Origin of the sequence: Streptomyces sp. KLMMK, from assembly GCF_036961605.1 — a bacterium.
Lineage (GTDB): Bacteria > Actinomycetota > Actinomycetes > Streptomycetales > Streptomycetaceae > Streptomyces > Streptomyces telluris.
Genome location: NZ_JBAMDC010000064.1, coordinates 1 through 25,247, shown reverse-complemented (window position 1 = coordinate 25,247; position 25,247 = coordinate 1). Strand labels below are relative to the sequence as shown.

19 protein-coding genes are annotated in these 25,247 nt (G+C 72.5%); 12 read left to right on the top strand and 7 right to left on the bottom strand.

Annotated elements, in window-relative coordinates; genetic code table 11:
• Window positions 1-63: 63 nt before the first annotated feature.
• Window positions 64-2,994: an AfsR/SARP family transcriptional regulator gene (locus V7793_RS13595; protein WP_336006194.1), complete on the bottom strand. Its 2,931-nt coding sequence runs from the start codon at window positions 2,992-2,994 to the stop codon at window positions 64-66.
• Window positions 2,995-3,158: 164 nt separating this feature from the next.
• Here V7793_RS13595 and V7793_RS13590 point away from each other — a divergent pair, with 164 nt between their 5' ends.
• The 6 genes from V7793_RS13590 to V7793_RS13565 all read left to right on the top strand — a co-directional run bounded on the left by V7793_RS13590 (window position 3,159) and on the right by V7793_RS13565 (window position 11,377).
• Entirely contained in the window at window positions 3,159-4,385 is a 1,227-nt protein-coding gene (locus tag V7793_RS13590) for an amidohydrolase family protein (RefSeq protein ID WP_336006192.1), read from the top strand.
• A 109-nt stretch (window positions 4,386-4,494) separates the two neighbouring features.
• Entirely contained in the window at window positions 4,495-5,415 is a 921-nt protein-coding gene (locus V7793_RS13585) for a TIGR03619 family F420-dependent LLM class oxidoreductase (protein ID WP_336006197.1), read from the top strand.
• A 154-nt stretch (window positions 5,416-5,569) separates the two neighbouring features.
• Window positions 5,570-6,361: an SDR family NAD(P)-dependent oxidoreductase gene (locus tag V7793_RS13580; RefSeq protein ID WP_336006189.1), complete on the top strand. Its 792-nt coding sequence runs from the start codon at window positions 5,570-5,572 to the stop codon at window positions 6,359-6,361.
• A 106-nt stretch (window positions 6,362-6,467) separates the two neighbouring features.
• A complete protein-coding gene (locus tag V7793_RS13575) occupies window positions 6,468-7,589 on the top strand; it encodes an LLM class flavin-dependent oxidoreductase (RefSeq protein WP_336006187.1) in 1,122 nt (373 codons plus the stop codon).
• 218 nt (window positions 7,590-7,807) lie between these two features.
• Window positions 7,808-9,577 (top strand): N-acyl-D-amino-acid deacylase family protein, encoded by a 1,770-nt coding sequence (locus V7793_RS13570; RefSeq protein WP_336006184.1) that lies wholly within the window; start codon window positions 7,808-7,810, stop codon window positions 9,575-9,577.
• 210 nt (window positions 9,578-9,787) lie between these two features.
• The gene (locus V7793_RS13565; protein WP_336006181.1) at window positions 9,788-11,377 is read left to right on the top strand and encodes an APC family permease; all 1,590 of its coding nucleotides are present in this window, start codon (window positions 9,788-9,790) and stop codon (window positions 11,375-11,377) included.
• Window positions 11,378-11,454: 77 nt separating this feature from the next.
• On the opposite strand, the gene V7793_RS13560 is transcribed toward V7793_RS13565, so the two are convergent.
• Window positions 11,455-12,318: a serine hydrolase domain-containing protein gene (locus V7793_RS13560; protein WP_336006179.1), complete on the bottom strand. Its 864-nt coding sequence runs from the start codon at window positions 12,316-12,318 to the stop codon at window positions 11,455-11,457.
• Window positions 12,319-12,400: 82 nt separating this feature from the next.
• On the opposite strand from V7793_RS13560, the gene V7793_RS13555 reads away from it, so the two are divergent.
• Window positions 12,401-12,955, top strand: a complete 555-nt coding sequence (locus V7793_RS13555) for a YceI family protein (RefSeq protein WP_336006176.1) — start codon at window positions 12,401-12,403, stop codon at window positions 12,953-12,955.
• Window positions 12,956-13,049: 94 nt separating this feature from the next.
• Here the strand turns inward: V7793_RS13555 and V7793_RS13550 are convergent, their stop codons facing one another.
• Window positions 13,050-13,508 carry a carboxymuconolactone decarboxylase family protein gene (locus tag V7793_RS13550; protein ID WP_336006173.1) on the bottom strand — a complete coding sequence of 153 codons (459 nt, stop codon included), beginning with the start codon at window positions 13,506-13,508 and terminating at the stop codon, window positions 13,050-13,052.
• Window positions 13,509-13,615: 107 nt separating this feature from the next.
• Here V7793_RS13550 and V7793_RS13545 point away from each other — a divergent pair, with 107 nt between their 5' ends.
• Together V7793_RS13545 and V7793_RS13540 are read left to right on the top strand one after the other, a co-directional pair.
• On the top strand, window positions 13,616-14,515 hold the full coding sequence (locus tag V7793_RS13545; protein WP_336006170.1) for a sigma-70 family RNA polymerase sigma factor: 900 nt from the start codon (window positions 13,616-13,618) through the stop codon (window positions 14,513-14,515).
• Window positions 14,516-15,665: 1,150 nt separating this feature from the next.
• Window positions 15,666-16,493: an SDR family oxidoreductase gene (locus tag V7793_RS13540; protein WP_336006167.1), complete on the top strand. Its 828-nt coding sequence runs from the start codon at window positions 15,666-15,668 to the stop codon at window positions 16,491-16,493.
• A 26-nt stretch (window positions 16,494-16,519) separates the two neighbouring features.
• Here V7793_RS13540 and V7793_RS13535 read toward each other — a convergent pair whose 3' ends face one another.
• Together V7793_RS13535 and V7793_RS13530 are read right to left on the bottom strand one after the other, a co-directional pair.
• Window positions 16,520-16,750, bottom strand: a complete 231-nt coding sequence (locus tag V7793_RS13535; RefSeq protein ID WP_336006164.1) for a DUF397 domain-containing protein — start codon at window positions 16,748-16,750, stop codon at window positions 16,520-16,522.
• Window positions 16,740-17,681 carry a helix-turn-helix domain-containing protein gene (locus tag V7793_RS13530; RefSeq protein ID WP_336006160.1) on the bottom strand — a complete coding sequence of 314 codons (942 nt, stop codon included), beginning with the start codon at window positions 17,679-17,681 and terminating at the stop codon, window positions 16,740-16,742. The genes V7793_RS13535 and V7793_RS13530 overlap by 11 nt, the downstream gene beginning before the upstream one ends.
• 210 nt (window positions 17,682-17,891) lie before the next feature.
• Here V7793_RS13530 and V7793_RS13525 point away from each other — a divergent pair, with 210 nt between their 5' ends.
• On the top strand, window positions 17,892-18,248 hold the full coding sequence (locus tag V7793_RS13525; protein WP_336006158.1) for a DUF6415 family natural product biosynthesis protein: 357 nt from the start codon (window positions 17,892-17,894) through the stop codon (window positions 18,246-18,248).
• Between the two features lie 137 nt (window positions 18,249-18,385).
• Here V7793_RS13525 and V7793_RS13520 read toward each other — a convergent pair whose 3' ends face one another.
• Together V7793_RS13520 and V7793_RS13515 are read right to left on the bottom strand one after the other, a co-directional pair.
• Window positions 18,386-18,880 (bottom strand): DUF7927 domain-containing protein, encoded by a 495-nt coding sequence (locus V7793_RS13520; RefSeq protein ID WP_336006155.1) that lies wholly within the window; start codon window positions 18,878-18,880, stop codon window positions 18,386-18,388.
• 608 nt (window positions 18,881-19,488) lie between these two features.
• A complete protein-coding gene (locus V7793_RS13515) occupies window positions 19,489-21,018 on the bottom strand; it encodes a CehA/McbA family metallohydrolase (protein ID WP_336006153.1) in 1,530 nt (509 codons plus the stop codon).
• 203 nt (window positions 21,019-21,221) lie between these two features.
• Here V7793_RS13515 and V7793_RS13510 point away from each other — a divergent pair, with 203 nt between their 5' ends.
• Window positions 21,222-22,082, top strand: coding sequence for a TIGR03619 family F420-dependent LLM class oxidoreductase (locus V7793_RS13510; protein WP_336006150.1), 861 nt, complete (start codon window positions 21,222-21,224; stop codon window positions 22,080-22,082).
• Window positions 22,083-22,273: 191 nt separating this feature from the next.
• Window positions 22,274-24,868, top strand: a complete 2,595-nt coding sequence (locus V7793_RS13505; RefSeq protein ID WP_336006147.1) for a bifunctional FO biosynthesis protein CofGH — start codon at window positions 22,274-22,276, stop codon at window positions 24,866-24,868.
• Window positions 24,869-25,247 lie beyond the last annotated feature (379 nt).

Sequence of the window (25,247 nt, the reverse complement as noted above, 5' to 3'; positions counted from 1 at the left end):
GCCCCGCGCTGCAGGCCCGCGCCGTCGTCGCCGTGTCCCGCAGCCCCGCGCCGGTACGGCCCCCTAAGCCGCCGTAGCCACCGACAGCAGATCGCGTACGTCGGCCGCCTCCGACGATCCCAGCTGCTCGTAGATCGCCAGCGCCTCCGTCCAGCAGGCGCGCGCCCGGCCCGGCTGCCCCAGGGCGTCGAGGGAGCGGCCCAGCACGGTCAGGACGTTGCCGCGGCGCCACTCGCCGCCGATGCCGCGCAGCTTCAGCGCCTGCTCGGCGTGGTGGGCGGCGGCGGTCGGCCGTCCGGCCGCCAGATGGACCTCCGCCAGTCGGTAGTGGGTCATGCCCTCCCAGAGCCGCTGCCGGTTGTCGACGAAGATCGGCATGGCCTCGTTCAGCTGCCGCAGCGCGTCCTCGAACCGGCGGGCGTGGGTGAGCACCAGCCCGTACGTGTACAGGCCGTTCGCCAGCCGCCAGCTGACGTTGATCTCCCGGTAGATGGCGAGCGCCTGCTCGGCGAGACCGACCGCCGAGCGGGTGCGCCCGGTGTCGAGGTGGACGCGGGCCAGGTTGCTGAGCGCGCTGGCCTCGCAGGGCCGGTTGCCGTCGGCCCGGAAGCACTCCAGAGCCTGCCCGATGTACGCCTCGGCGTCCTCGTGGCGGTGCTGGTAGATGGCGATGATGCCGCGGTTGTTGGAGGCGTAGCCGCACGGGATGGGGTCCTCCGTGGCGCGGCCGAGGAGGACGGCGTGCAGGGCCTGCTCGTCGGCCTGGTTGAAGCGGCCGGCGAGGCTGTGGACGTGCGTGAGCACGGTCCGGGCGCGGCCCTCGGCCCGGGTGTCGCCGGCCGCCTGCGTGGCGGCCAGCAGCGCGGTGGCGGCCTGCTCGTAGAGGCGGGAGTCGGCGCCGGACTCGGCGAGGTCCTTGGCGGCCAGCAGCAGGTCGACGGCGCGGCGCAGGGTGTCGCCGGAGGCGGTCGCGTGCTGGCGTACGCAGGCCAGCAGGCACCCGGCCTCGGCGAAGAGCCAGTCGCTCGCCGCGCCCCGGTCGGTGAAGACGAGCCCGGGGTGGGCCGTGGGCGTCAGGTGGGCGAGGAGCTGGTCGCCGGGGCGCTCCAGGACGTACACCCCGGCCGCCGTCGCGAGGTAGAAGTCCAGCAGTCGCGAGAGGGCTGCCTCACGCTCGGCCGGGGGCTGTTCGTCGCGTTCGGCGCATGCACGCGCGTAGAGGCGTACGAGGTCGTGGTAGCGGTACCGGCCGGGTGCGGCGGACTCCAGGAGGGAGGTGTCGACCAGCGATTCCAGCAGTTCCTCGGTGGCGTCGGGGCCGAGGTCCAGGACGGCTGCGGCGGCGGCCAGGGAGATGTCCGGGCCGTCGGCCAGCCCGAGCAGCCGGAAGGCGCGGGCCTGTCCGGGCTCCAGCTGGCCGTAGCCGAGTTCGAAGGTGGCGGTCACGGCGAGGTCGCCGGCGCGCAGCTCGTCCAGGCGGCGGCGCTCGTCGCCGAGCTTGCGGGCCAGGACGGAGACGGTCCAGGTGCGGCGGGCGGCGAGGCGGGAGGCGGCGATGCGGATGGCCAGCGGCAGGAAGCCGCACGCCGCCACGACGTCCATCGCGGCGTCCCGCTCGGCCTCCACGCGCTCGGCGCCCACGATCCGCGTGAACAGCACCAGCGCCTCGTCCGGGCTCATCACGTCCAGGTCGACCAGGTGGGCCCCGGCCAGGCCCACCATGCGCGTCCGGCTGGTGACGAGCGCCGCGCAGCCTTCCGTGCCGGGCAGCAGCGGGCGGACCTGGGCGGCGTCGCGGGCGTTGTCCAGCAGGGCCAGGACGCGGCGGCCGTCGAGGGTGGAGCGGAAGAGCGCGGACCGCTCCTGGACGCCCTCGGGGATGGCGGAGTCAGGGATTCCGAGTGCGCGCAGGAACGATCCGAGCACTGCCTCCGGCTCGGCGGGCAGCGGGCCCGCGCCTTGCAGGTCGACGTAGAGCTGCCCGTCGGGGAAGTGGTGGCGCGCGGCATGCGCGACGTGCACCGCGAGCGTCGTCTTGCCGACGCCGCCGATGCCCGCCACCGCGGAGACGGCCATGACCCCGCCGGAGCACGTCGCCAGCTGGTCGCCGAGCTCGTCCACGAAGGCCGCGCGCCCCGTGAAGTCGGAGACCGTGGCGGGCAGCTGCGCGGGCCGGATGAAGGCCGGGCCGGCGTACGGCCGGTCGTCCGGGACGAAGGGCAGGGCGAGGTCGGCGTCGGCGTTGAGGATGCGCTGCTGGAGCTCGGACAGCTCGGGGCACGGGTCGACGCCCAGCTCGTCGGCGAGGAGGCGGCGGGTGTCGGCGTAGACGGCGAGGGCCTCGGCCTGGCGGCCGCTGCGGTAGAGCGCGAGCATCAGCAGCTCGCGCAGGCGCTCGCGCAGCGGGTGGGCCGCGGTCAGGGCGGTCAGCTCGGAGACGGCCTCCGCGTGGCTGCCGACCTCCAGGTCCAGGTCCAGCCGGGTCTCGATGAGCGACAGCCGCCACTCCTCCAGGCGCGTGCGCTGCGTCTCCGCGTACGGCCCGGGAAGGCCCGCGAGCGGTTCGCCGTCCCAGACGCCGAGGGCCTCGTTGATCAGGTCGCGGGCGCGGTGGCGGTCGCCGGAGGCGCGGGTCTTCTCGGCCTCGGCGACGAGGTGTTCGGCCCGGTCGATGTCGAGACAGCCGAGGCCGATCCGGATCGCGTACCCCCCGGACTCGCTGACCAGGGCGTCCGCGTCGGTCCCGAACGCCTTGCGGAGCCGGGAGGCGTAGGTGCGCAGCGCGGCGAGGGCGGCGTGCGGGGGCTCGTCCCCCCACAGGGCGTCGACCAGCTCGGGCGCGGTCGCGGTGCGGCCGCCGCGCAGCAGCAGGGCCGCGAGGAGCGCCCGCTGCTGGGGCGAGCCGGTGTTCAGCAGTTCCCCGCCGCGGCGGGCCCGCACGGGCCCGAGCACGGTGAATCGGAGCTGCTGCCCGTGCCCTGTGTCGCCGGCCATGGTGACCCCCTGCTTGTCCCGCTCGGTCGCACGGCCAGTCTGCCTTGTTAGGAGGCTCTGCGTCAGCAGGGGTCCGGCCTCTCCACAAGGCCTGCCAGAGACCGCCCCACGGCCCCGCACGCACCTTACTGACGGATCGTCAGATCGTCGCTAACGTGTCAGCCATGGAGAGCATCCCCAGGATCATCTCGGTGGACGATCACACGGTCGAGCCTCCTCACGTCTGGTCGGACCGGCTACCGGCGAAGTTCCGCGACGTCGGGCCGCGGATCGTCCGGGCGCCCGTCAAGGAGTTGACCTTCGCCGGCGGGAGGTTCGCTCCCGTCATGGGCGCCCCGGGGGACCCCGGCCCGGAGGCGGACTGGTGGATCTATGAGGATTTGCACCGTCCGCTCACACGGCTGGATACCGCCGTCGGATACTCCAGGGACGAGGTCAGGCTGGAGGGAATCACGTACGAGCAGATGCGGCCCGGCTCCTACAGCGTCCCGGAACGCCTGGCCGATATGGACCGCAATCATGTCCAGTCCGCGCTGTGCTTCCCCACGTTCCCCCGCTTCTGCGGGCAGACCTTCACCGAGGCGTCGGACCGCGGACTCGCCCTCCTGGGCGTGCGCGCGTACAACGACTGGATGGTGGAGGAGTGGTGCGGCCCCCAGGCGCACGGCCGCCTGATCCCGCTCGGCATCGTCCCCCTGTGGGACGCGGAACTCGCCGCCGCCGAGGTCCGCCGCAACGCGGAGCGCGGCGTGCGCGCCGTCTGCTTCTCCGAGATCCCCCCGCACCTCGGCCTCCCCTCCGTCCACACCGACGCCTGGGACCCCTTCCTGCGCGCCTGCGCCGAGACGCGCACCGTCATCGCCATGCACATCGGCTCCTCCTCGCGCATGCCGTCCACCTCGGCGGACGCGCCGCCCGCCGTCGGCTCCGTCATCACCTTCGCCAACTGCTGCTTCTCCCTGACCGACTGGCTGATGTCCGGCGCCTTCGACCGCTTCCCGGACCTGCGCATCATGTACGCCGAGGGGCAGATCGGGTGGATCCCGTACACCCTGGAGCGCGCGGACGCCGTGTGGGAGCAGAACCGCGGCTGGGGCGGCGTCGCCGGAAAGGTCCTGCGGCCGCCCTCCGAGCTCTTCGCCGAGCACGTCCACGGCTGCTTCTTCGACGACGCCTTCGGGCTGCGCAGCCTCGACGCGATCGGCGCCGGCAATGTCCTGTACGAGACCGACTACCCGCATTCCGACTCCACTTGGCCCCGCTCCAAGGAGGTCGCCGAGGAGCAGATGGGGCACCTGGCGCCGGACGTCGTGGAACGGATCGTGCGGGGCAACGCGATCGAGCTGCTGGGGCTCACGGAGGAAGGGCTGTGGGCGCATGCGGCCGGGTGAGGAGCGGGCCGCGGAGGGCGGGGCCGCTGCGGGCGGGGCCGCGGCCGCCGGCCCGGAGGCGCCGCCCTCCGGCCTGCAGGTGCTGCCCGAAGGCCGGCTCTCGTACGGCATGCAGCTGCCCATCACCTCCCTCAGCACCCTCTACGCCGAGCCGTGGGAGGTCGAGGCGGGCCCCGCCGACCTGCGGAAGGTCGCCGCGGCCGCCGACCGGCTCGGCTTCGCCTACCTCGCGACCTGCGACCACGTCGCCGTCCCCGTGCGCCTGGCCGCCGCCATGGGCACCGTCTGGTACGACCCGGTGGCCACCCTCGCCCACCTCGCCGCCGTCACCGAGCGCACCCTGCTGCTGAGCCACGTCGCCGTGGCCGCGCTCCGGCACCCGCTCGCGCTCGCCAAGCAGTACGCCACCGTCGACCGGCTGGCCGGGGGCCGGCTGGTCCTCGGGGTCGGCGCCGGGCACGTGCGCGAGGAGTTCCAGGCGCTCGGCGTGGACTTCGGGCGGCGCGGAGAGATCCTCGACGAGACGGTCGACGCCCTCAAAGCGGCCCTGGGGCCTTCGGAGTTCCCGCAGTTCAGCGGCCGCCGCTTCGTCTTCCGCGGCCTCGGTCAGGCGCCCCGGCCCGCCCGTACGCCGCGCCCGCCCATCTGGGTGGGCGGCTCCTCGCCCGCGGCGCTGCGCCGGGCTGCGCTGCGGGGCGACGGCTGGCTGTCGCAGGGCGACCGGCGCGAGCAGCTGCCGCAGCGCATCGCCACCCTGCGGCGGCTGCGCGAAGAGGCCGGTCCGGGCGGGCCCGGCGGCCCCTTCGCGGTCGGGGCGATCTCCGAGGCGCTCTACGTCGGCACGCCCGCCTGGGACACGGGCGCCCGTACGCTGACCGGCCGCCCGGGCACGATCGCGGAGTCGCTGCGGGTGTACGGGGCGATGGGCGTGAACCAGATCCAGGTCCGCTTCCGCTGCCGCGACCTCGGCGAACTGCTGGACCAGATGGAGGCGTTCGCGGACGGCGTGGCACCGCTGCTGCACGACTGAGCGCTCCGCCGGGAGCCGGGTCGCGTAACTGCGGGCCGATTGCTGAGTGGCGGCGCGGGCCGGGTGACGGCGCGGGCCGAGTGGCGGCGCGGGCCGAGTGGCGGCGCAAAGACTTGCAGCGGTGCGATGAATGCGACGGAGGTAAAAACACACCATGGGCAAACTCGACGGCCGCGTCGTGCTCATCACGGGTGCGGCACGCGGGCAAGGCGAGCAGGAGGCCCGGCTGTTCGCCGAGGAGGGCGCGAAGGTCGTCCTCGCGGACGTCCTGGACGAGCAGGGGAGCGCCGTGGCCAAGGAGCTGGGGCCTGACGCCGCCGCGTACGTCCATCTGGACGTCGGCGAAGAGGCGGACTGGGCGGCGGCCGTGGCCACTGCCAAGGAGGCGTTCGGCGCACTCGACGGGCTCGTCAACAACGCCGGAATCCTGCGCTGCAACCAGCTGACCGATACGCCCCGGGAGGAGTTCACGGAGGTCTGCCGAGTCAACCAGCTCGGCGCGTTCCTCGGCATGCGCGCGGTCGCGCCCGAACTGGCGGCGGCGGGCGGCGGCACCATCGTCAACACCTCCTCGTACGCCGCGCTGGCCGGCATGCCCTTCCTCACCTCCTACGCGGCCTCGAAGGCGGCCGTCCTCGCCATGACCCGGGTGGCCGCCCTGGAGCTGGCGGGCCGGGGCATCCGGGTCAACGCCGTGTGCCCGGGCGCGATCGACACCCCCATGACCGACCCGGCGGTCCTCGCCCCCTCCGCCGATGCGGGCCGGGCGGCGGGCGCGGCGGCCGCGTTCTACCGGAAGGCGGTGCCCATGGGCCGGATCGGACGCCCGGAGGAGGTGGCGAGGCTGGCCCTCTACCTGACGGCGGACGACTCCTCGTACGTGACCGGGCAGCACTTCGTCGTGGACGGCGGGTGGCTGGCCGGTGTTCCGCTGCCGGTGTCTTGACGCTCCCGTGCGCCGGTGCCAGAGTCTCATCCGGCTTCCCTTATCTGACTTGTCGTCAGAAAATCTTGAGTGAGTGAACGAGCTGACGGACGGACGGTGAACCTCCGTGGAATTCGGGATCTTCGTGCAGGGCTACGTTCCGGAGAGCCGGCGGCGGGGTGACCCGCAGGCCGAGCACCACGCACTGATGGAGGAGACCGAGTACGTCATCCAGGCCGACAAGTCCGGCTTCAAATACGCCTGGGCCTCCGAGCACCACTTCCTCGACGAGTACTCGCACCTCTCCGCCAACGACGTCTTCCTCGGCTACCTCGCCCACGCGACCGACCGCATCCACCTCGGCTCCGGCATCTTCAACCCGCTGCCGCAGGTCAACCATCCGGCCAAGGTCGCCGAGAAGGCCGCCATGCTCGACCACCTCACCCGCGGCCGCTTCGAGTTCGGCACCGGGCGCGGTGCGGGCAGCCACGAGATCCTCGGGTTCCTGCCGGGCATCACCGACATGAACCTCACGAAGGAGATCTGGGAGGAGACGATCGCCGAGTTCCCCCGGATGTGGCTGGAGGACGAGTACCCCGGCTTCCGGGGGAAGCACTGGTCGCTGCCGCCGCGCAAGGTGCTGCCCAAGCCGTACGGGCCGGCGCACCCCGCCATGTGGTACGCGGCCGGGTCGCCCTCGTCGTACGCGATGGCCGCCCGCAAGGGCCTCGGCGTCCTCGGCTTCAGCGTGCAGAAGGTCGCCGACATGGAGTGGGTCGTCGACTCGTACAAGACGGCGATCGCGGCCGCCGAGCCCGTCGGCGCGTACGTCAACGACAACGTCATGGTCACCTCCACGGCCGTCTGCGCCGAGACGCACGCGAAGGCCGTGGAGATCGCGGCCTCGGGCGGGCTGCACTACCTGCAGTCGCTGCTCTTCCGCTACCACGACACCTTCCCCCGCCCGGAGGGCATCCCGCGGTGGCCCGAGCTGCTGCCGGAGTACACCGAGGAAGTCATCGAACTCCTCACCGCCGAGGAGCTGATGATCTGCGGCGACCCGGACGAGGTGTTCCGCCAGTGCAAGCGGTGGGAGCAGGCGGGCGCGGACCAGCTGGCGTTCGGGCTGCCGGTCGGGGTGCCGTACGAGGACACGCTGCGCACGATCCGGCTGATCGGTGAGCACGTCATCCCGAAGATCGACACGGATCCCGTCCACCGGACGGCGCGGATGCGCCGGGCGGGCTGAGGGGCGCCGAGGGCCCCCTTCCGGGCCCTTCCTCGCGCACCGGGGCGGCGTCTTCCCGGATCCGCCGCCCCGGCCTCCGGCCGTTCGCGCACACCGTCCTTCCGCGCACACCGTCCTTCCGCGCGCACCGGTCCTTCGCGCACACCGGTCCTTCGCGCACACCGGTCCTTCCGCGCACCTGTGTTACGGGACTTCTTCTGGAGAAGGTGACACCGGCCATGCTCGACCACCTGATCAAGCGCGCCACCGTCATCGACGGCACCGGAGCCCCCTCCTACGTCGCCGACATCGGCATCCGGGACGGGCGCATCGCCCTGATCGGACGGTCCCCGGCCCGGGTGAAGGCGGGCGGCAGGCTGGGGGAGCGGGCCCGTACCGAAGAGGACGCCACCGGTCTGGTCCTCGCCCCCGGCTTCGTCGACCCGCACACCCACTACGACGCCCAGCTCTTCTGGGACCCGTACGCCACGCCGTCCCTCAGCCACGGCGTCACCACCGTCGTCGGCGGCAACTGCGGCTTCAGCCTCGCGCCCCTGAACCCCGCGCGGCCCGCCGACGCCGACTACACGCGGCGCATGATGAGCAAGGTCGAGGGCATGTCGCTGAGCGCCCTGGAGCAGGGGGCACCCTGGGACTGGTCGTCCTTCGGGGAGTACCTGGACGCCCTGGACGGGCGGATCGCCGTCAACGCCGGCTTCATGGCCGGGCACTGCGCCCTGCGCCGGTACGTCATGGGCCCAGGCGCCGTGGGCGGCGGGCAGCCCGACGCCGCGCAGCTGCGGCGCATGACCGCCCTGCTGCACGAGGCGATGGACGCGGGCGCCTGGGGCCTGTCCACCACGCAGTCGTCCACCCACTCCGACGGCGACGGCCGGCCCGTCGCCTCCCGGCACGCGCAGCCCGCCGAGCTGCTCGCCCTCGCGGCCGCGGTCGGCCGGCACGAGGGCACCCAGATCGAGGCCATCGTCTCCGGCTGCCTCGACCGGTTCGAGGACGCCGAGATCGACCTGCTGACGGAGCTGACGGCCGCCGCCGGCCGCCCCCTCAACTGGAACGTCCTCACCATCGACGCCGCCGTCCCCGACCGGGTGCCCCGCCAGCTCGGCGCGAGCGCACGGGCCCGCGCCGCCGGCGGCCGGATCGTGGCGCTCACCATGCCGATCCTCACGCCCATGAACATGTCCCTGGGCACCTTCTGCGCGCTCAACCTCATCCCCGGCTGGGGCGAGATCCTGGCCCTGCCCGTGCCCCACCGCATCACGGCCCTGCGCGACACGGCCGTCCAGACCGACATGCTGCGCCGCGCCCGCAGCCCCGAGGCGGGCGTCTTCCGCAGGCTCGCCGACTTCGGGCGGTACGTGATCGGCGATACGTACGCGAAGGAGAACGACGGCCTGACCGGGCGCGTCGTGCGCGACATCGCCGCCGAGCGCGGCCTCGACCCGTTCGCGTGCCTGGTGGAGATCTGCGCGGCCGACGAGCTGCGCACGGTCCTGTGGCCGATGCCCTCCGACGACGACCCCGCCAGCTGGGAGCTGCGCCGGGACACCTGGGAGCACCCGGACGTGCTGCTGGGCGGCTCGGACGCGGGCGCGCACCTGGACCGGATGTGCGGAGCGCCGTACACGACGCGATTCCTCGGCGACTGCCTGCGCGGCCGCAAGCTGGTGCCGGTCGAGCGGGCCGTACAGATGCTGACGGACGAGCCGGCGCGCCTGTTCGGCCTGCGCGGGCGCGGCCGGATCGCCGAGGGGTACGCGGCCGACCTGGTCCTCTTCGACCCCGGCCGCATCGACGCCGGGCCCGCCGCGCTCGTCCACGACCTGCCGGGCGACGGGCCGCGGCTGGACTCGAGGGCGGTGGGCGTGGTGAGCGTACGGGTCAACGGGGTGGAGACGGTGCGGCACGACGTGGTGACGGGGGAGCTGCCGGGGACGGTGCTGCGGTCGGGGCGGGACACGGAGACGGTGGGGACGGGGAAATCCTGAACGGGAAATTTTTGAAACGGGACAAAAGGGGTGGGGGTGCGGTTCCCGCACCAAGGGGAATGGCCCGCGCGGCCTTAGCGTTACCGGGCGTAACTCGCACCGGCCCTTCGTTTGCCAGGTCAACTGGTGCGTAAACGACGGATGTTCAAGGTCCGGTTTCTGGATGCCGAGGCTCCGGATGCGGAAACAGCAGGCCCTACCGTCCTGCCCATGGTTCAGGTACACCCGCGGCCCGGGGCCGGAGACACGGTAACGAGCGTCACCGGCGACGGGCCGGACACGCGCGCAGGCCGGCCCGGCAAGGGCAGGAGCAAGGGCCTCGGCGGCAACTCCGTAGGCCTGCTCGGCAGCGCCGTCATCGGGATCTCCACCGTCGCCCCCGTCTACTGCCTGACCTCCACCCTCGGCCCGACCGTCGGCCAGGTCGGCGTGCAGATGCCCGCCGTCTTCCTGGCCGGGTTCCTGCCGATGCTGCTGGTCGCCTTCGCCTACCGCGAGCTGAACAAGGCCGTGCCCGACTGCGGCACGTCCTTCACGTGGACGGTGCAGGCGTTCGGGCCGCGCGTCGGCTGGATGTGCGGCTGGGGCCTGGTGATCGCCACGATCATCGTGCTGTCGAACCTGGCGGGCGTGGCCACGTCGTTCTTCTACCTCCTGCTCGGCGAGATCACCGGCAGCGACGCGGTGGCCGCCCTCGACGGCAACCGCCCCGTACACGTCGCGACCTGCCTCGCCTTCATCGCCGTGGCGACGGCGATCAGCTACCGCGGCATGACCGCGACGAAGGGCGTGCAGTACGCCCTGGTCGCGCTGCAACTCGCCGTCCTGGCCGCCTTCGCGGTGACGGCCCTGGTCAAGGCCCGCTCGGGCGACCTGCCCGCCTCCATCGACTTCTCCTGGACCTGGCTCGACCCGTTCGCCGTCCGGTCCTTCGCGGCCTTCACCGCAGGGCTCTCCCTCTCGATCTTCATGTTCTGGGGCTGGGACGCGTGCCTGACCGTCAACGAGGAGACGGAGGGCAGCGCGAAGACCCCCGGCCGCGCCGCGCTCCTCGCCATGGCCGTCCTCGTCGGCTCGTACCTGGTCACCGCCGTCGCCGCCCAGATGTTCGCGGGCGTCGGCGAGGAGGGCACCGGCCTCGGCAACCCCGACACCGCCGGCAACGTCTTTGCCGCGCTCGCCGACCCCGTCATGGGCTCGGCGCTGGGCGTGCTGCTGTTCGTCGCGGTCCTGGCCTCCGCGGCCGCCAGCCTCCAGACGACGTTCCTGCCCGTCGCCCGCACGGTCCTGGCCATGAGCGCCTATGAGGCCCTGCCCCCGTCCTTCGCCCGCATCCACCCGCGCTTCAGGTCACCGGGCCGCGCGACGGTCGCGGCGGGCATCGCCACCGGCGTCTTCTACGCCGCCATGAGCTTCCTCAGCGAGAACGTCCTCATCGACACGATCTACGCGCTGGGCCTGATGATCTGCTTCTACTACTCGATCACGGCGTTCGCCTGCGCCTGGTACTTCCGCGGGGACCTGGGCCGCTCGGCGCGCGACGCGCTCTTCAAGGGCGTCTTCCCGGTCCTGGGCGGCCTGCTCCTCGCCGCCGTCTTCTGCAAGACGCTGTACGACATGCGGGACCCGTCGTACGGCAGCGGGAGCTCCGTCCTGGGCGTGGGCTCGGTCTTCGTGATCGGGGTGGGGCTGCTGCTGGCCGGCGCGGTCCTCATGGAGCTGATGCGGCGGCGCAGCCCGGCGTTCTTCCGCGGCGACGTGCTGACGCGGTCGACGCCGGCGCTGGTGGTGGAGGAGTAGGGGAGGAGTAGCGGAGGAGCAGCGGCCCCGGACCTCCTCCCGTCCGCCGAGTCCCCGAAACCGTGCGGTCCGGAGGCTCAGCCGCGGCCGCCGCACCTCGCGCCCCGCAGGTGATCGACGGCCATGCGATCCGTCGTCTCCGCGGCGCCGCCGAGGCGGTGGACGAGGATCCAGCGGCCGTCCGGGAAGGCACCGGCGAAGACCGAGGAGTTGCGGGTGGCACCGTTGTGCCAGACGAGTTCACCCGCCCGCTGCCACGCCGGGGCCGGCTCGCCCAGCACGCGCTCCACCACCAGGCCGGTGAGGATGCGGGCCGCCGCCCGCGGGGTCGCCCACATGCCGCCCGCGGGGAGTATCGCGCCGGTCATCGTCCACGGCCGCAGCCGGCGGCCGAAGAGGCCGGCCGGAACCAGGCTCCGGCCGGGCGGCGGCAGGGGTGTCACGTCGCTGCGCACGCCGAGCGGATCCAGCACGTGCGCGGCCAGCAGGTCGGCGTACGGGGCGCCCGCCGCCGCGGACAATGCGGCGCCGAGCACGGCGTAACCGAGATTGGAGTACTCCTCCCTCTCCCCGGGAGGAGCGGTGGCGAGGGGACCCAGACCGGCCGCGAGGAGTTCGCGCAGCGCCTGGTCGGTGAAGGGGCGGTACGGGTCCGAGCGGGTCGTGCCGGGCAGCGCAGGGGGCAGGCGGGGCAGCCCCGAGGTGTGCTCCTGCAAGTGCCGCAACGTGATGCCCGTACCCGCGGGCGTCCTCAGCCACCGCTCCACGGGATCGTCCAGGGAGACCACGCCCCGGGCCGTGAGCTGCATCAGCAGCGTGCCGGTCAGCACCTTCGTCAGGGAGCCGATCTCGACGAAGGCGCCGGGGTCGTGGCCCCGGTCGGTGTGGGGGGCGCAGAGGCCGGAGCTGCCCAGGACGCACGCGGGCGCGGAGAATTCCATGGCGCCCTATCCTGGCGGAAGGGGGCGGAGGGGGCCGTCCGGGGGTGGGACTCTTCGGCGGGGGCTCTTCCCGGGAGGTGCCATGGGCAGCACCAGATGGTTCTTCGAGCCCGGCCACACCGGCGCCGAATTCCGCGCCAGGCACATGATGGTCACCTACGTGCGCGGGCAGTTGAAGAACGTACGCGGTTCGCTGGAAGTCGACCCCGACGACCCCGGGAACGCCCGCGTGGAAGCGGTGATCGACGCGACCGGGGTGTACACGGGCCAGGAACAGCGCGACGCCCACCTCCGCAGCGCGGACTTCTTCGACTGCGAGAACCACCCGGAATGGACCTTCACCGGGACGCGCGTTCACCAGGCGAGCGCGACCGAATTCGAGGTCTCCGGAGAACTCACCATCCGGGGTGTGACCCGCCCCGTGACGTTCGACGTCACCTACCTGGGGCAGTGGGACACCCCCTGGTGGGAGGACGGACGCGACGCCGGCCCCAGGCGCAGGGCCGGCTTCACCGCCACCACCAGGATCAACCGCCAGGACTTCGGGGTGAGCTGGAACGACGTGGTCGACCGGGGCGGTGTGGTCGTCGGCGACATGATCGACGTCACGGTCGACGTCGAGGCGGTGCAGGAGTAGCGCGGAACGGTGGGTGTGCCGTCGGCGGGCGTGCCTTCGGCGGGCGGGCGTGCCTTCGGTGGGTCTGCCGCCGGTGGGTCTGCCGTCGGAGGGCCTACCAGGTCGTGCCGGCCGGCTCCTCGACGGTGGTGTTGAGACGGTTGAAGAAGTTGGTCGTGGCGACCATGAGGATGATCGCGGCGAGCTGCTCCTCGGTGAAATGGTCGGCGGCGGCGTCCCAGATGTCGTCCGGGACCGCCTTGCCGGTGTGGTCGGCCAGCCGCGTGGAGACCTCGGCCAGGGCCAGCGCGGCGCGCTCGGCGTCGGAGAAGAACGGGGCGTCGTGCCAGGCCGCGACCGCGTGCAGCCGGTCGTCGCCGACCCCCGCCTTCTTCGCGCCGGCCACGCCGCTGTACACGCAGGCGCTGCAGCCGTTGATCTGGCTGACCCGCAGGTGGACCAGCTCCAGGATCTCCTGCGGCACGCCGCCCTTGTGGATGGCCTTGAAGAGATGCTGGATGCCCGTCATGGTGTCGGGCAGGACCTTCGCAGGGTTCTTCATCCGAGCGGTCATGATCAAATCCTCTGTTGTGTCATGGTGGCCGGGGCGTCCTCCCCGGGCCGCGGGCGCGGTTGTCGTCCGTCACTTCACTGACGGATCGGAACAGGGGGATGTGACAGGTGAGCGAAAAAGATTTTCTTGCGGAGCGGTTCGAGGAGTTCCGGCCGCACCTGAGGGCGGTGGCCTACCGGATGCTCGGCTCGCTCGCCGAGGCCGAGGACGCGGTGCAGGAGACGTGGTTCAAGCTGAGCCGCTCCGATGTCAGCGAGGTCGGAAACCTGGGCGGCTGGCTGACCACCGTCACCGGGCGGGTGTGCCTGGACATGCTGCGCTCGCGCGCCACGCGGCACGAGGAGCCGCTCCACGACCAGGACGGGCAGGTCGTCCGCCTCCCCGATCCGGTCATCAGCGGAGCGGACCGCATCGACCCGGAACAGGAGATCCTCCTGGCCGACTCGGTCGGCATCGCCCTCATGGTCGTCCTGCAGACCCTCGCCCCCGCGGAACGGCTCGCCTTCGTCCTGCACGACATGTTCCACGTGCCCTTCGACGACATCGCCGGCGTCATCGACCGCACCCCCGCCACGACTCGGCAGCTCGCCAGCCGCGCCCGCCGCCGCGTCCAGGGCCAGGCCCCGGCGCCCGACACCGACCTGGCCGCCCGGCGCCGCGTCGTCGACGCCTTCCTCGCCGCCGCGCGCGGCGGCGACTTCGACGCCCTCGTCGCCGTCCTCGACCCGGACATCGTGGCCCGCTCGGACGGCGGCACGCTGCTCCCGAGCGCCCTGCGCCGCGGCGCGACCGAAGTCGCCTCCCAGGCGATCACGTTCGCCCGCTTCGCCGAGGCGGCCCTCCCGGCCCTGATCAACGGCACGCCCGGCGTGGTCGCCGTCGCGGCCGGCGGCCGGCCGATGTCGGTCATGGCCTTCACGATCCGGGGCGGCCGGGTCACCGCCTTGGACATCCTCACGGACCCGGAGCGGTTGGCGGGGATCGATGTGAGCGTGTTGATGGGGTGAGGTGAGGGTTGGGGTGAGGGTTGAGGTGGGGGTGCGGTCGGCGGGGTGAGCGGGCGTGCCCCTGGCTACGACCCGCGGGGGCCCGGTCCGGCGGCCGGCTGTCCCGCGCGGGCGGGCCGGGGTCACGGCAGGCTGGCAGTGGGGGGAGGGTAGGGGGCTTGAGTTCGGAGCGTCGGTGCGGCCGGTGGGGTGTTGGCTGCCGTACTCGCGCCGTCGCGGATGCGGGTGCGTGAGGAGACCGTCCGTCCGTCTGTGGCTGAGGGGGAGCTGGCTGCTGCCGCGATGTGGTTTCTGCCGTCGTGGGCGCTTCGCTCGGCTCGCCACCGTCGTGGCTGGGCGGGCAACTGCCCCTGGGTGCTGGTTCCTGTGACGGAGGCGGCCTGGTGGGACTGGAGGTGGCTTGCGGCTGGTGACTCGGACCGCTTATCCGCCGCGGCGGGTGGTTGGCCGTCCCTGGGTGGGGACTTCTGTGACGGCAGAGGCCCAGTGGGGCTGGAGGTGGTCTGCAGTCTCCGACTCGGCCCGCTTATCCGCCGCGGCAGGCGGTTGACCGTCCCTGAGTGGGGACTTCTGTGGCAGAGGCGGCCTGGTGGGGCTGTGGGTGGCCTGCAGCCTGCAACTCGGGCCACTTATCCGCCGCGGCGGGCGGTTGACCATCCCTGAGTGCCGGTTCCTGTGACACGCGGCGCCTACCGGGACTGCTGAGGCACCCGGCCGCCCTCCCGGGTCACTTATCCGCCGCCCTACGCCCCACGCCGGTTGATAGCCGCCCCCACATGCATCCCGCAGCCGGACGAGCAACCACCACGGCGGCGAGCCGAGCGAAGCGCCCACGACGGGCCCCGCCACACCGCGGCAGCAGCCAGCTCCCCGCCAGCCACGACCGAAGCGCAAGGTCTCCTCACGCGCCCGCACCGTGACGGCGCGAGTACGGCGGCCCGCCCCCCACCGGCCGCACAGCCAAGCCACCGGACCCGAGCCACCCACCCCTCCCCTACTGCCAGCCTGTTCTGACCCGCACCCAACCCACGGATCTCAACCCCCCGGCCCCCGGCCCCGAGCCCCCGCCCCGAACAGCGGATGTCACATTCGGGCGCCCCAGCGTGTCCTTATCGGTGACAGCAGCACCGAGCGTGAAAGTAGGCGAGCAATGGACAGGCCCAGCGTGGACAAGCCCAGCATGGACAAGCCCGGCGTGGACGAGCCGGTCCTGGTGACCGGCGGTACCGGCACTCTCGGCCGGGCCGTCGTTGCGCGGCTGCTTGCCGACGGGGTGCCCGTGCGGGTGATGAGCCGTCGGGCACGGCGAGCGGGCGACGACGCGGCGTACGAGTGGGCGGTCGCTGACCTCGCCAAGGGCACGGGGCTCGACGCCGCGCTGGCGGGCGTGCGGACAGTGGTGCACTGTGCGACCAACGCCCGCAACGACGTGGTGGCGACCCGGCGGCTGGTCGAGGCCGCGCGGCGGGCCGGAAGCCCGCACCTCGTCTACATCTCCATCGTCGGCATCGACGTGGTGCCGCTGCCGTACTACCGGTCGAAGCGGGAGGCGGAGCGCACCATCCAGGCGTCGGGGCTGCCGTGGACCGTCCTGCGCACCACGCAGTTCCACGACCTCGTGGCGACCATGACCACGGTGCAGCGCCGGCTGCCGGTGGTGCTGACGCTGAGCGGCACGCGTGCCCAGCCCGTCGAAGTGACGGAGGTCGCCGACCGGTTGGTGGAGCTCGTCCGGGGCGCCCCGGCAGGCCGCGTGCCCGACATGGCGGGCCCCGAGGTGCGGGACGCCCGCGACCTCGCGGCCGCCACGCTCCGCGCGATGGGTCTGCGGCGGCGTGTCGTGCCGCTGCGGCTCCCGGGCAGGATCGCCCGGGCCCTCCGCGCAGGCGGCAACCTCGCCCCGGACCGGGCGGTCGGCAAGGTCCCGTTCGAGCAGTACCTCGCCGCGCGCACGCGCCCGGCAGCGGGGTGGCGCTGAGCGCCGCGGTTCGGCCCGCCTTCGCTCTAAGCCGGCCAGCGCCCGGACCGCACCTCGTGGATGAACGCGGTCCAGGCCGCGGCCGGGGATATGAAGGCAGGGCCATTGTGTTGTTTGGAGTCACGCACGGCGACGCTGTTGGCCAGTGCCGCGACCGATATGCAGGCAGCGCCGGTGGCGTCGTTGCTGTGCGAGCTCTTGAACCAGGATGATTCGCGGGCAATGTCGAGGGCCTTGAGGTAGCTGTTACTCGTCATCGATTTCTTTCGCCAGTCTGTGGAGGAACTCGGGTGTCTTCACTGGCGCCAAGGCGCCCTCACGCATCGCGTCGAACCTCCGGGTATAGGCGCAGACCTCGCGCGGCTTGTCGGATACCGTCATGCCTTGAGGGCCTTCCTCCATGACCACGGGATCGAGCTTTGCGTCGAAGTCGAGGAGTACGAAGTTTGCTCCGGACCGGTACGTGGCGAGGCTTTGCGGGAGGATCTGAACCGTCACGTGATCGAGTGCGGCTACTCGCTCGATCTCCTCGTACTGCTCAAGCATGATGTCCGCGCCACCAATCACGCGCCGGAGTGCGGCCTCGTCGAGGATCACGCGCAGTTCAAGCGCATCGTCGCCGTACACGATCTCCTTGCGCTTCATGCGGAGCGCGACATTCTTCTCGACGAACTCGGTTGTTCTCTCGTCAACCAGTTTTGATGTCATGAAGAGCGCCCGGGCGTAGTTCTCGGTCTGCAGGAGTCCGAAGACCAGCTGTGCATGCCACGCGCGCATGGTGACGGCATCGGACTCCAGTCCCACGTACAGCAGGGCCCCTGAAGGCATGAAGTTCTGATACGGCCTGTACCAGTCGGCACTGAGCGAGTCACGGTGAAGTGTCAGTAGGTGTTCACGGTCGCCGCGGTCGTTGACGCCGTACAGATCGAGTAGGTCTTCCAGATCGCGGACGCGTGGGAGCTGATTGTGTCCGGACTCGACCCTGTGGATCTTGGTGTCCGAGCTCTCGATGGCCTCGGCCGCATCCCTTGCGCTGTACCCCTTCCTCTCGCGGAGGCGGCGGAGCTCCTTGCCCAGCTCCCTCCGACGGAACGTCGGACCGCGTCGTGCTGCCAATGTGAGCCCTCCCGGTGCTGTACCCGGTGGCGCGCCCCTGTACCCGGACGGCGCGTCGCTGTTGGTTCGCAACGGGCTCCTGATCCCCTTCGGTGCCCGGCTGTTGGCAGTCTTCCACCCCCTGCCCTATGCCGTGCAAGCCATGTCCGGTGTTAGGCATATGCCAATTCCAGCTGGAGAGTTGTAGGAGGTTGCAGGCGGAGAAGCCGCTGCGGGACCGTAGTTCAGCAGCCGCAGCGATGAGCGCGGAGCCCTTCTCGAATCGCCCCCGAAGGAGCCGTCATGCCCCTATGCCCCTACACCGGCCACACCGGCGGAGGCCTCACCTACGCACTCCCGTCGACCGAGGGAGCCGGTATCGAGAAGGTGATCCGCGATGCCATCGCCATGGACCGCTGGCTCCCCGCGCCCAGTCGTGTGAGCGCCATCAGTGACCGGCTCCGCGTCTACATCGCCGAGGCTGCCTCCGCGCTGGAGGCCGGGGCGGACGCGGGTGAGGAGGTCCTCGCCACGGTGCGCGAGGCCCGCCACCGGCTCGGGCTCGGGCCCGGTGACGGCTACACGTCAGCGATCACGTACGCCAGGAGCCTCGGCCTGGTGGCCAAGGACCTCCTCCGGCTCCAGCAGGGGCTGCGGTGAAGCGGGCCCGGCGCTCCTTGCGCGCGTGGTGGCGTCGTCGGTCTGTGCGGGCGTTACCGCCCGCCCCGCCCGTCCCCGTTCCTCATACCAGCGGCCCGTCCGCGCTCACGTACATGCCGGGCTGTACGTGTACGCGCCTATGAGACCGGCAGGCTGGACGCGCAGGCCGGGTCGGGGCTGCCCGGTGGGCAGTTGTTGCCCTCCGTCGTGGAGGTGATCCGGCCGGTGAGGCGGCCGTCGCCCGGCGGGGGGCCGGCCGGCCGCACCGAGTAGCTGATCGTCGCCTTGGCGCCGGAGGGCAGGTCGCCCCGCCACCGCAGGGTGGAGGACGAGAACGACGCCGAGCCGCTGTCGGCCGAGGAGGTGGTGAGCCTCGCGTCGTCCACCACGTCCGACAGGTCGTCGGAGATCGCCGCGCCGTCGATCGCGGTCGTGCCGGTGTTGGTCACCGTCACGGTGTAGGTGACCGTGTCACCGGGGTGCGCCGACGTCCGGTCGGCGCTCTTGGCGATCCTGATGGACGTCGCCATGGTGTCGAACGGCGCCGTCGGCACCATGGCGGCGCCGGTGATCACCCCCACGCCCACCAGGAAGGCGACGAGGGTCAGAACTCTGGGCAGACGATCAGGCAAGACGGTCCCCTCTCCCTGCGCGCATTCAGTGGGGAGAAGGCTTGCACCGGACCATGAGCGTTACCCGTAAACCGCCCCATGGGGTGAACGGGCCCTCAGGCCAACGCCCGCTTCACCGTTGTTTCCGGGAACTTGCCGTCCCCGTTCGGCGGAAGAGCTCGCACGCGGCGCGATCCCTGGATAGCGTAGGACTCCTACGGTGACGCCCCCGCCACGGGTTCCGGATGCCTGTGGCGAGGGCCAACCGCAAGTGATGGTCGGGGCCGTCAGCCCTCAGCTGTTGTGAGGACTGCCGGCCACCGTCCAGTGGTCACCTTTTGGTGCACCACCTCCACAGCTCGCGAACCACAGCGGCGATCCGCTCGTGCAGAGGCTTCTTGCGGTGGCGCGCCACTGGCGCCCCCCTTCATCGGGCTGCGGCCAGAGTCCGGTGGCCGCGCCGGAGGGAGCCCGGACCGGGACACCCTGGGGCGACATCCCGATGTCGGGACCTCTTGAAGGGGGGCGCTCTCGGAGCGCCGGGAGTGACTCTATGCCCACGAATGGGCCTAACTCGGGTACTGCCACGAAAGGTTGAGCGGGGCTTTCTTGTGCGACTTGCGTTCGATCTAGCCCTGCGTTCCCAGGAACACCGGATTCGTCATCGCCACCATCGGCCCCGGCAGCCCCGAGCCGCCCGGTGCCGCCCTCCGTACCTCGGCTCTCACGTACGCCGCGTACGAAGGCGTCGTGCGCCACTCGACCCGGCCCTTGCCCGAGGCCGGCAGGGGCGTCTCGTACAGCCGGCCCTGGTCCGTCACGAACGTGGCCGTGCAGCCGTCCGGGATCCCCGAGACGTCTAGGCGGATGGTCACCGGTGTGTTGCGGTCGACCGGGAGGCGGTCGCCGATGCCCGCGTGCCGGCCTCGGCCGCCCGTCGCCTCGAAGGACAGGTTCACCGCCGACGACTCCGCGATCCAGCTCCGGCCCGCGCGGAGCCCGGCCAGCAGGGCCTCGCGGGACAGGTCGTCGGCCCGGACCACCGTCTGGGGCAGGCCGACGACCTGCGGTTCGCGGTGGGCGTCGCTGTTGCCCATGGCCGGGAGCCAGCGGCCGCCGTCGCGCACCGATGCGACCAGCATCGCGTCCCACGCCGCGACCGCCATCTCGTCGTCCGGCGTGTACGGGCCGTTCCACACCTCCACCGCGTCCGCGTCCTCGTAGCCGAACTTCCAGTTGCAGCCGACGCAGGTTCCGTACGGGTGGGCGGGGACGACCAGGCCGCCCGCGCGGTGGATGGTGCGGGCGAAGCGGCCGAAGGCGGCGTCGCGGGCGCGGTAGCGCCAGTCGATGAAGACGCCGGGGTCCGTGCCGAGGGCGACCATGTGGCCGTTGCGGGTGGTGACCTCTTCTCCGGTCAGGATGAGGAGGTCGTCGCCCCACAGACCCTCCCACGCCCCGTGCGACGACGTCGTGTTGTGTTCCGTCGTCGTGATCCAGTCCAGCCCGGCCGCCCGCGCCGCGGCGGCGATCTCGGCGGGGGTGCGCTTGCCGTCGGAGTGGACGCTGTGCAGGTGGTTGTCGCCCCGGTACCAGGCGCGGCCGCGGCCCCGGGCCCGCTGCGGCGGGTACACGGGGTGCGGCGTCGCACCCGACTCCCCGTACCGCAGCGTCACCGTCACCTCGTACGCCAGGCCCTGCGGCGCGACCGTGTACGGGCCGAGGACGACGTGCCAGGTGCCGGGCCGCACGGGGCCGGCCAGGTAGCCAAGCGTGGCCCGTTCGGCGGCGATCGCGAACTCGGTCCGGGCGCCCCCGGACCAGCCGCGGAAGCCCGCGCCGCCCGGCTCCGTGCCGCGCTCGTCGAAGATGCCGATGTCGCACGCGTTGCCCTGGGTGCCGGCGGGCACGGACGGTCTGTCGTACGCGTACGAGACGGCGATCTCGCGCACGCCGGGCGGCACGTCCACGGGCAGGTAGACGTAGTCGGGCGCTCCGGCCGGGAGCCGTCCGGAGACCTTGCGGGTCACGGTCCGGCCGCCGCCCTCGGGGCCGTCCCCTGTGCTCGCGAACGTCACGGTATCGAGGGTAAGCACCGCGCTCGCGCCTGTGACAGCCGCGAGCACCGTGCGCCGATCCGGTCGCTCTATCCGCTTCATCGCTGTCCTCCCGTGGAAGGGGCTCTTCGGGGGCACTGTTGTACGCCGCGGTGGCGCGCAGGGGTACAGGAAGGCCCACGATTGCGACATTCGTATGGCGGCACCGCCCCGCCGGGGGCCCGCGGGGCCCGTTTGGGCTTACGGTGAGGCCCATTCCCCGCAGGACGCGCTGGGTCACGCAGGACGCAAGGAGGTGCCGCCCCGTGCGGATCGCAACCACGGTCTTCCTCACCGACGAGACGATCAGCCCGGTTCGGCTCGCGAGCGAGCTGGAGCAGCGGGGCTTCGACGGGCTGTACGTGCCGCAGCACACGCACATCCCGGTCAGCCGGGAGACGCCGGCGCCCATGGGCGATCCGCTGCCGCACGAGTACGGCCGGGCCCTGGACCCGCTGGCGGTGCTCGCCCAGGCCGCGGCGGTCACCGAGCGGATCGAGCTCGGCACGGGCGTCCTGCTGGTGGCCCAGCAGGATCCGATCGTGCTTGCCAAGCAGGTCGCGACGCTCGACTTCCTCAGCGGCGGCCGGCTGACGCTGGGCATCGGGTTCGGCTGGAACGTGGAGGAGGCGGCCGACCACGGCGTCGAGTGGAAGAGCCGGCGCGATCTGGTGCGCGACCGGATGGCCCTGATGCGGGCGCTGTGGGCCGAGGAACCGACCGGCTACCGCGGCGAATTCGGGGCCGTCAGCGCCAGCTTCGCGCATCCCAAGCCGCTGCGGACGCCGCGCCGGCGCGGCCCGGACGTGCCGCCGCTGGTGGGGCCGCGCACCCTGATCGGGGGAGCGGCCGGGCCGAAGCTGTTTGCGCACGTCGCGGAGTACGCGGACGGCTGGCTGCCCGTCGGCGGCAGCGGGCTCAAGGAGACGATCCCTCAGCTGCGCAGGGCCTGGCAGGAGGCCGGGCGGCCGGGCGAGCCGCAGGTCGTCCCGTACGCGGTGCACCCGTCGGCCGGGAAGCTCGCGTACTTCGCCGATCTGGGGCTCACCGAGGTCGTGGTGGGGTTGCCGTCGGCGGGGGAGGCCGAGATCCTGCGGGCACTGGACGCGCACGCCGAATTCCTGTGAGGGGGTGCGCCGAATTCGTGTGAGGGGTGCGCCGGACTCCTGTGAGGGGGTGCGCAGCACTCCTGTGAGGAGGGCCGGCCGGCGGGCGCGCCGGAGCACCGGAACGGCCCTTCACCTGGGGTGACGAGAGGCACACGAATGGCTGGCGAACCTCCCCCGGGCGGCCCGCACCGCGCTCGTATGCTCGGACAATGACTTCGACCCCGCCGCCCCCGCAGGGATCCGCACCGACCGCCAACGCCATGCGGCGCGCCCTCAAGCGCGCCCGGGACGGTGTGGCCCTGGACGTCGCCGAGGCCGCCGTGCTCCTCCGGGCCCGCGGCGCGGACCTGGAGGACCTGTGCGCGTCCGCCGCCCGGGTGCGGGACGCGGGGCTGGAGGCCGCCGGGCGCCCCGGCGTCATCACGTACTCGAAGAGCGTCTTCATCCCCCTCACCCGCCTCTGCCGGGACAAGTGCCACTACTGCACCTTCGCCACCGTCCCCGGCAAGCTGCGCCGCGCGGGACACGGGATGTTCATGTCCCCCGACGAGGTCCTGGCCATCGCCCGCCGCGGCGCCGAACTCGGCTGCAAGGAAGCCCTCATCACCCTGGGCGACCGCCCCGAGGACCGCTGGCCCGAGGCCCGCGAGTGGCTGGAGGCGGCGGGGTACGACGACACCATCGCCTACGTCCGTGCCATCTCCATCCGCATCCTGGAGGAGACCGGCCTGCTCCCGCACCTCAACCCGGGCGCCATGACCTGGACGGACTTCCAGCGGCTGAAGCCGGTCTCCGCCTCGATGGGCATGATGCTGGAGACCACGGCCGAGCGGCTGTGGAGCGAGCCGGGCGGCCCGCACCACGGCTCCCCGGACAAGGAACCCGCCGTCCGGCTGCGCGTTCTGGAGGACGCCGGGCGCAGCTCCGTGCCGTTCACCAGCGGCCTGCTGATCGGGATCGGCGAGACGCCCGAGGAGCGCGCCGAGTCGCTGTTCGCGCTGCGCCGTGTCTCCCGTGCGTACCACGGCATCCAGGAACTGATCATGCAGAACTTCCGCGCCAAGCCGGACACGGCGATGCGCGGAATGCCCGACGCCGAACTGGACGACCTGGTCGCCACCATCGCCGTGGCCCGGCACATCATGGGCCCCTCCGCCTGCCTCCAGGCGCCGCCCAACCTCGTGGCGGGCGAGTACGAGCGGCTCATCGGCGCCGGCATCGACGACTGGGGCGGTGTCTCCCCGGTCACCCCGGACCACGTCAACCCCGAGCGCCCCTGGCCGCAGATCGACGAGCTCGCCGAGCGCTCCGCCGACGCCGGCTTCCGCCTGCAGGAACGACTCGCCGTCTACCCCGAGTTCGTGCGGCGCGGCGAGCCCTGGCTGGACCCGCGCGTGCTGCCCCACGTCCGCGCCCTGGCCGACCCGGAGACCGGGCTGGCGAACGAGCACGCCGACGTCACGGGCTTGCCCTGGCAGGAGCCCGAAGACGTCTTCGTCCCCTCCGGCCGCACCGAACTCCACCGCGCGATCGACACCGAAGGCCGCACCACCGACCGGCGCGACGACTTCGACGAGGTGTACGGGGACTGGGAGGCGCTGCGGGAGGCCGCCGCGCCCGGCATGGCGCCCGAACGGATCGACGCCGACGTGCGCGAAGCGCTGCGGCAGGCCGCCGACGACCCCACCCGGCTGACCGACCCCCAGGCCCTGGCCCTGCTGCACGCCGACGGGCCCGCGCTCGACGCGCTGTGCCGCATCGCCGACGACCTGCGCCGGGACGTGGCCGGCGACGACGTCACGTACATCGTCACGCGGAACATCAACTTCACCAACGTCTGCTACACCGGCTGCCGCTTCTGCGCCTTCGCCCAGCGGCGCACCGACGCCGACGCGTACACCCTCTCCCTGGACCAGGTCGCCGACCGTGCCGCCCAGGCGTGGGACGTCGGCGCCGTCGAGGTCTGCATGCAGGGCGGCATCCACCCCGACCTGCCGGGCACGGCCTACTTCGACATCGCGCGGGCGGTCAAGGAGCGCGTGCCGGGCATGCACGTGCACGCCTTCTCGCCGATGGAGGTCGTCAACGGCGCGACCCGTACCGGCATGTCCGTACGGGAGTGGCTGACCGCGGCGAAGGAGGCCGGGCTCGACACCATCCCCGGCACCGCCGCGGAGATCCTCGACGACGAGGTCCGCTGGGTCCTCACCAAGGGCAAGCTGCCCGCCGCCACATGGATCGACGTCGTGCGCACCGCCCACGAGGTGGGGATCCGGTCCTCGTCCACGATGATGTACGGGCACGTGGACCAGCCGCGGCACTGGCTCGGGCACTTCCGCCGGCTCGTCGAGATCCAGCAGGAGACGGGCGGCTTCACGGAGTTCGTCACGCTGCCGTTCATCCACACCAACGCCCCCGTGTACCTGGCGGGCATCTCCCGCCCCGGCCCGACCATGCGGGACAACCGGGCGGTCACGGCCATGGCCCGGCTGCTGCTCCACCCCCACATCACCAACATCCAGACCAGCTGGGTGAAGCTCGGCGCCGAGGGGGCGGCGGAGATGCTCCGCTCCGGGGCGAACGATCTGGGCGGGACGCTGATGGAGGAGACCATCTCCCGCATGGCGGGCTCCTCGTACGGCTCGTACCGCTCGGTCCGCGACCTGGTCGCCATCGCGGAGTCGGCGGGGCGGGCGGCGCGGCCGCGGACGACGCTGTACGGGGAGGTGCCGGCGGAGCGGGTGGCTGCCGCGATGGCTTCGGACGGGCACCTGCCTGAGCTGCTGCCGGTGCTGGACGACTAGCGTCGGGCGGTTGGGATCGGGCCTGGGCGTGGGCCTGGGCCTGGGCGTGGGCAGGTGCCGGTGCCCGGGCCGTCGGGGCCGGTCGCCGTTGCGGCGGGGTGCATTGCCCCGGTCCCGCCCTTTCGCCGTTTCCCGGGGCTGCGCCCCGGCCCCCTGTTTGGTCATCGGTGCGTCCCAGATGTTGCCGTCTTGTCGAGATGCCTCGACCGGACGGCAACCGTCGGGCGTCTAGGGTGGCCCGCATGTCTTGGCCTCAGAATCCCCAGCAGCCCCACCAGCCGCCGCAGCCGCATCCGTCTCAGCCTCCGCAGGGCGTACCGCAGGGCGCACCGCAGGGCGGGGCGTGGGGTGGGCCGGAGGCCACTGCCGTCGACCAGCC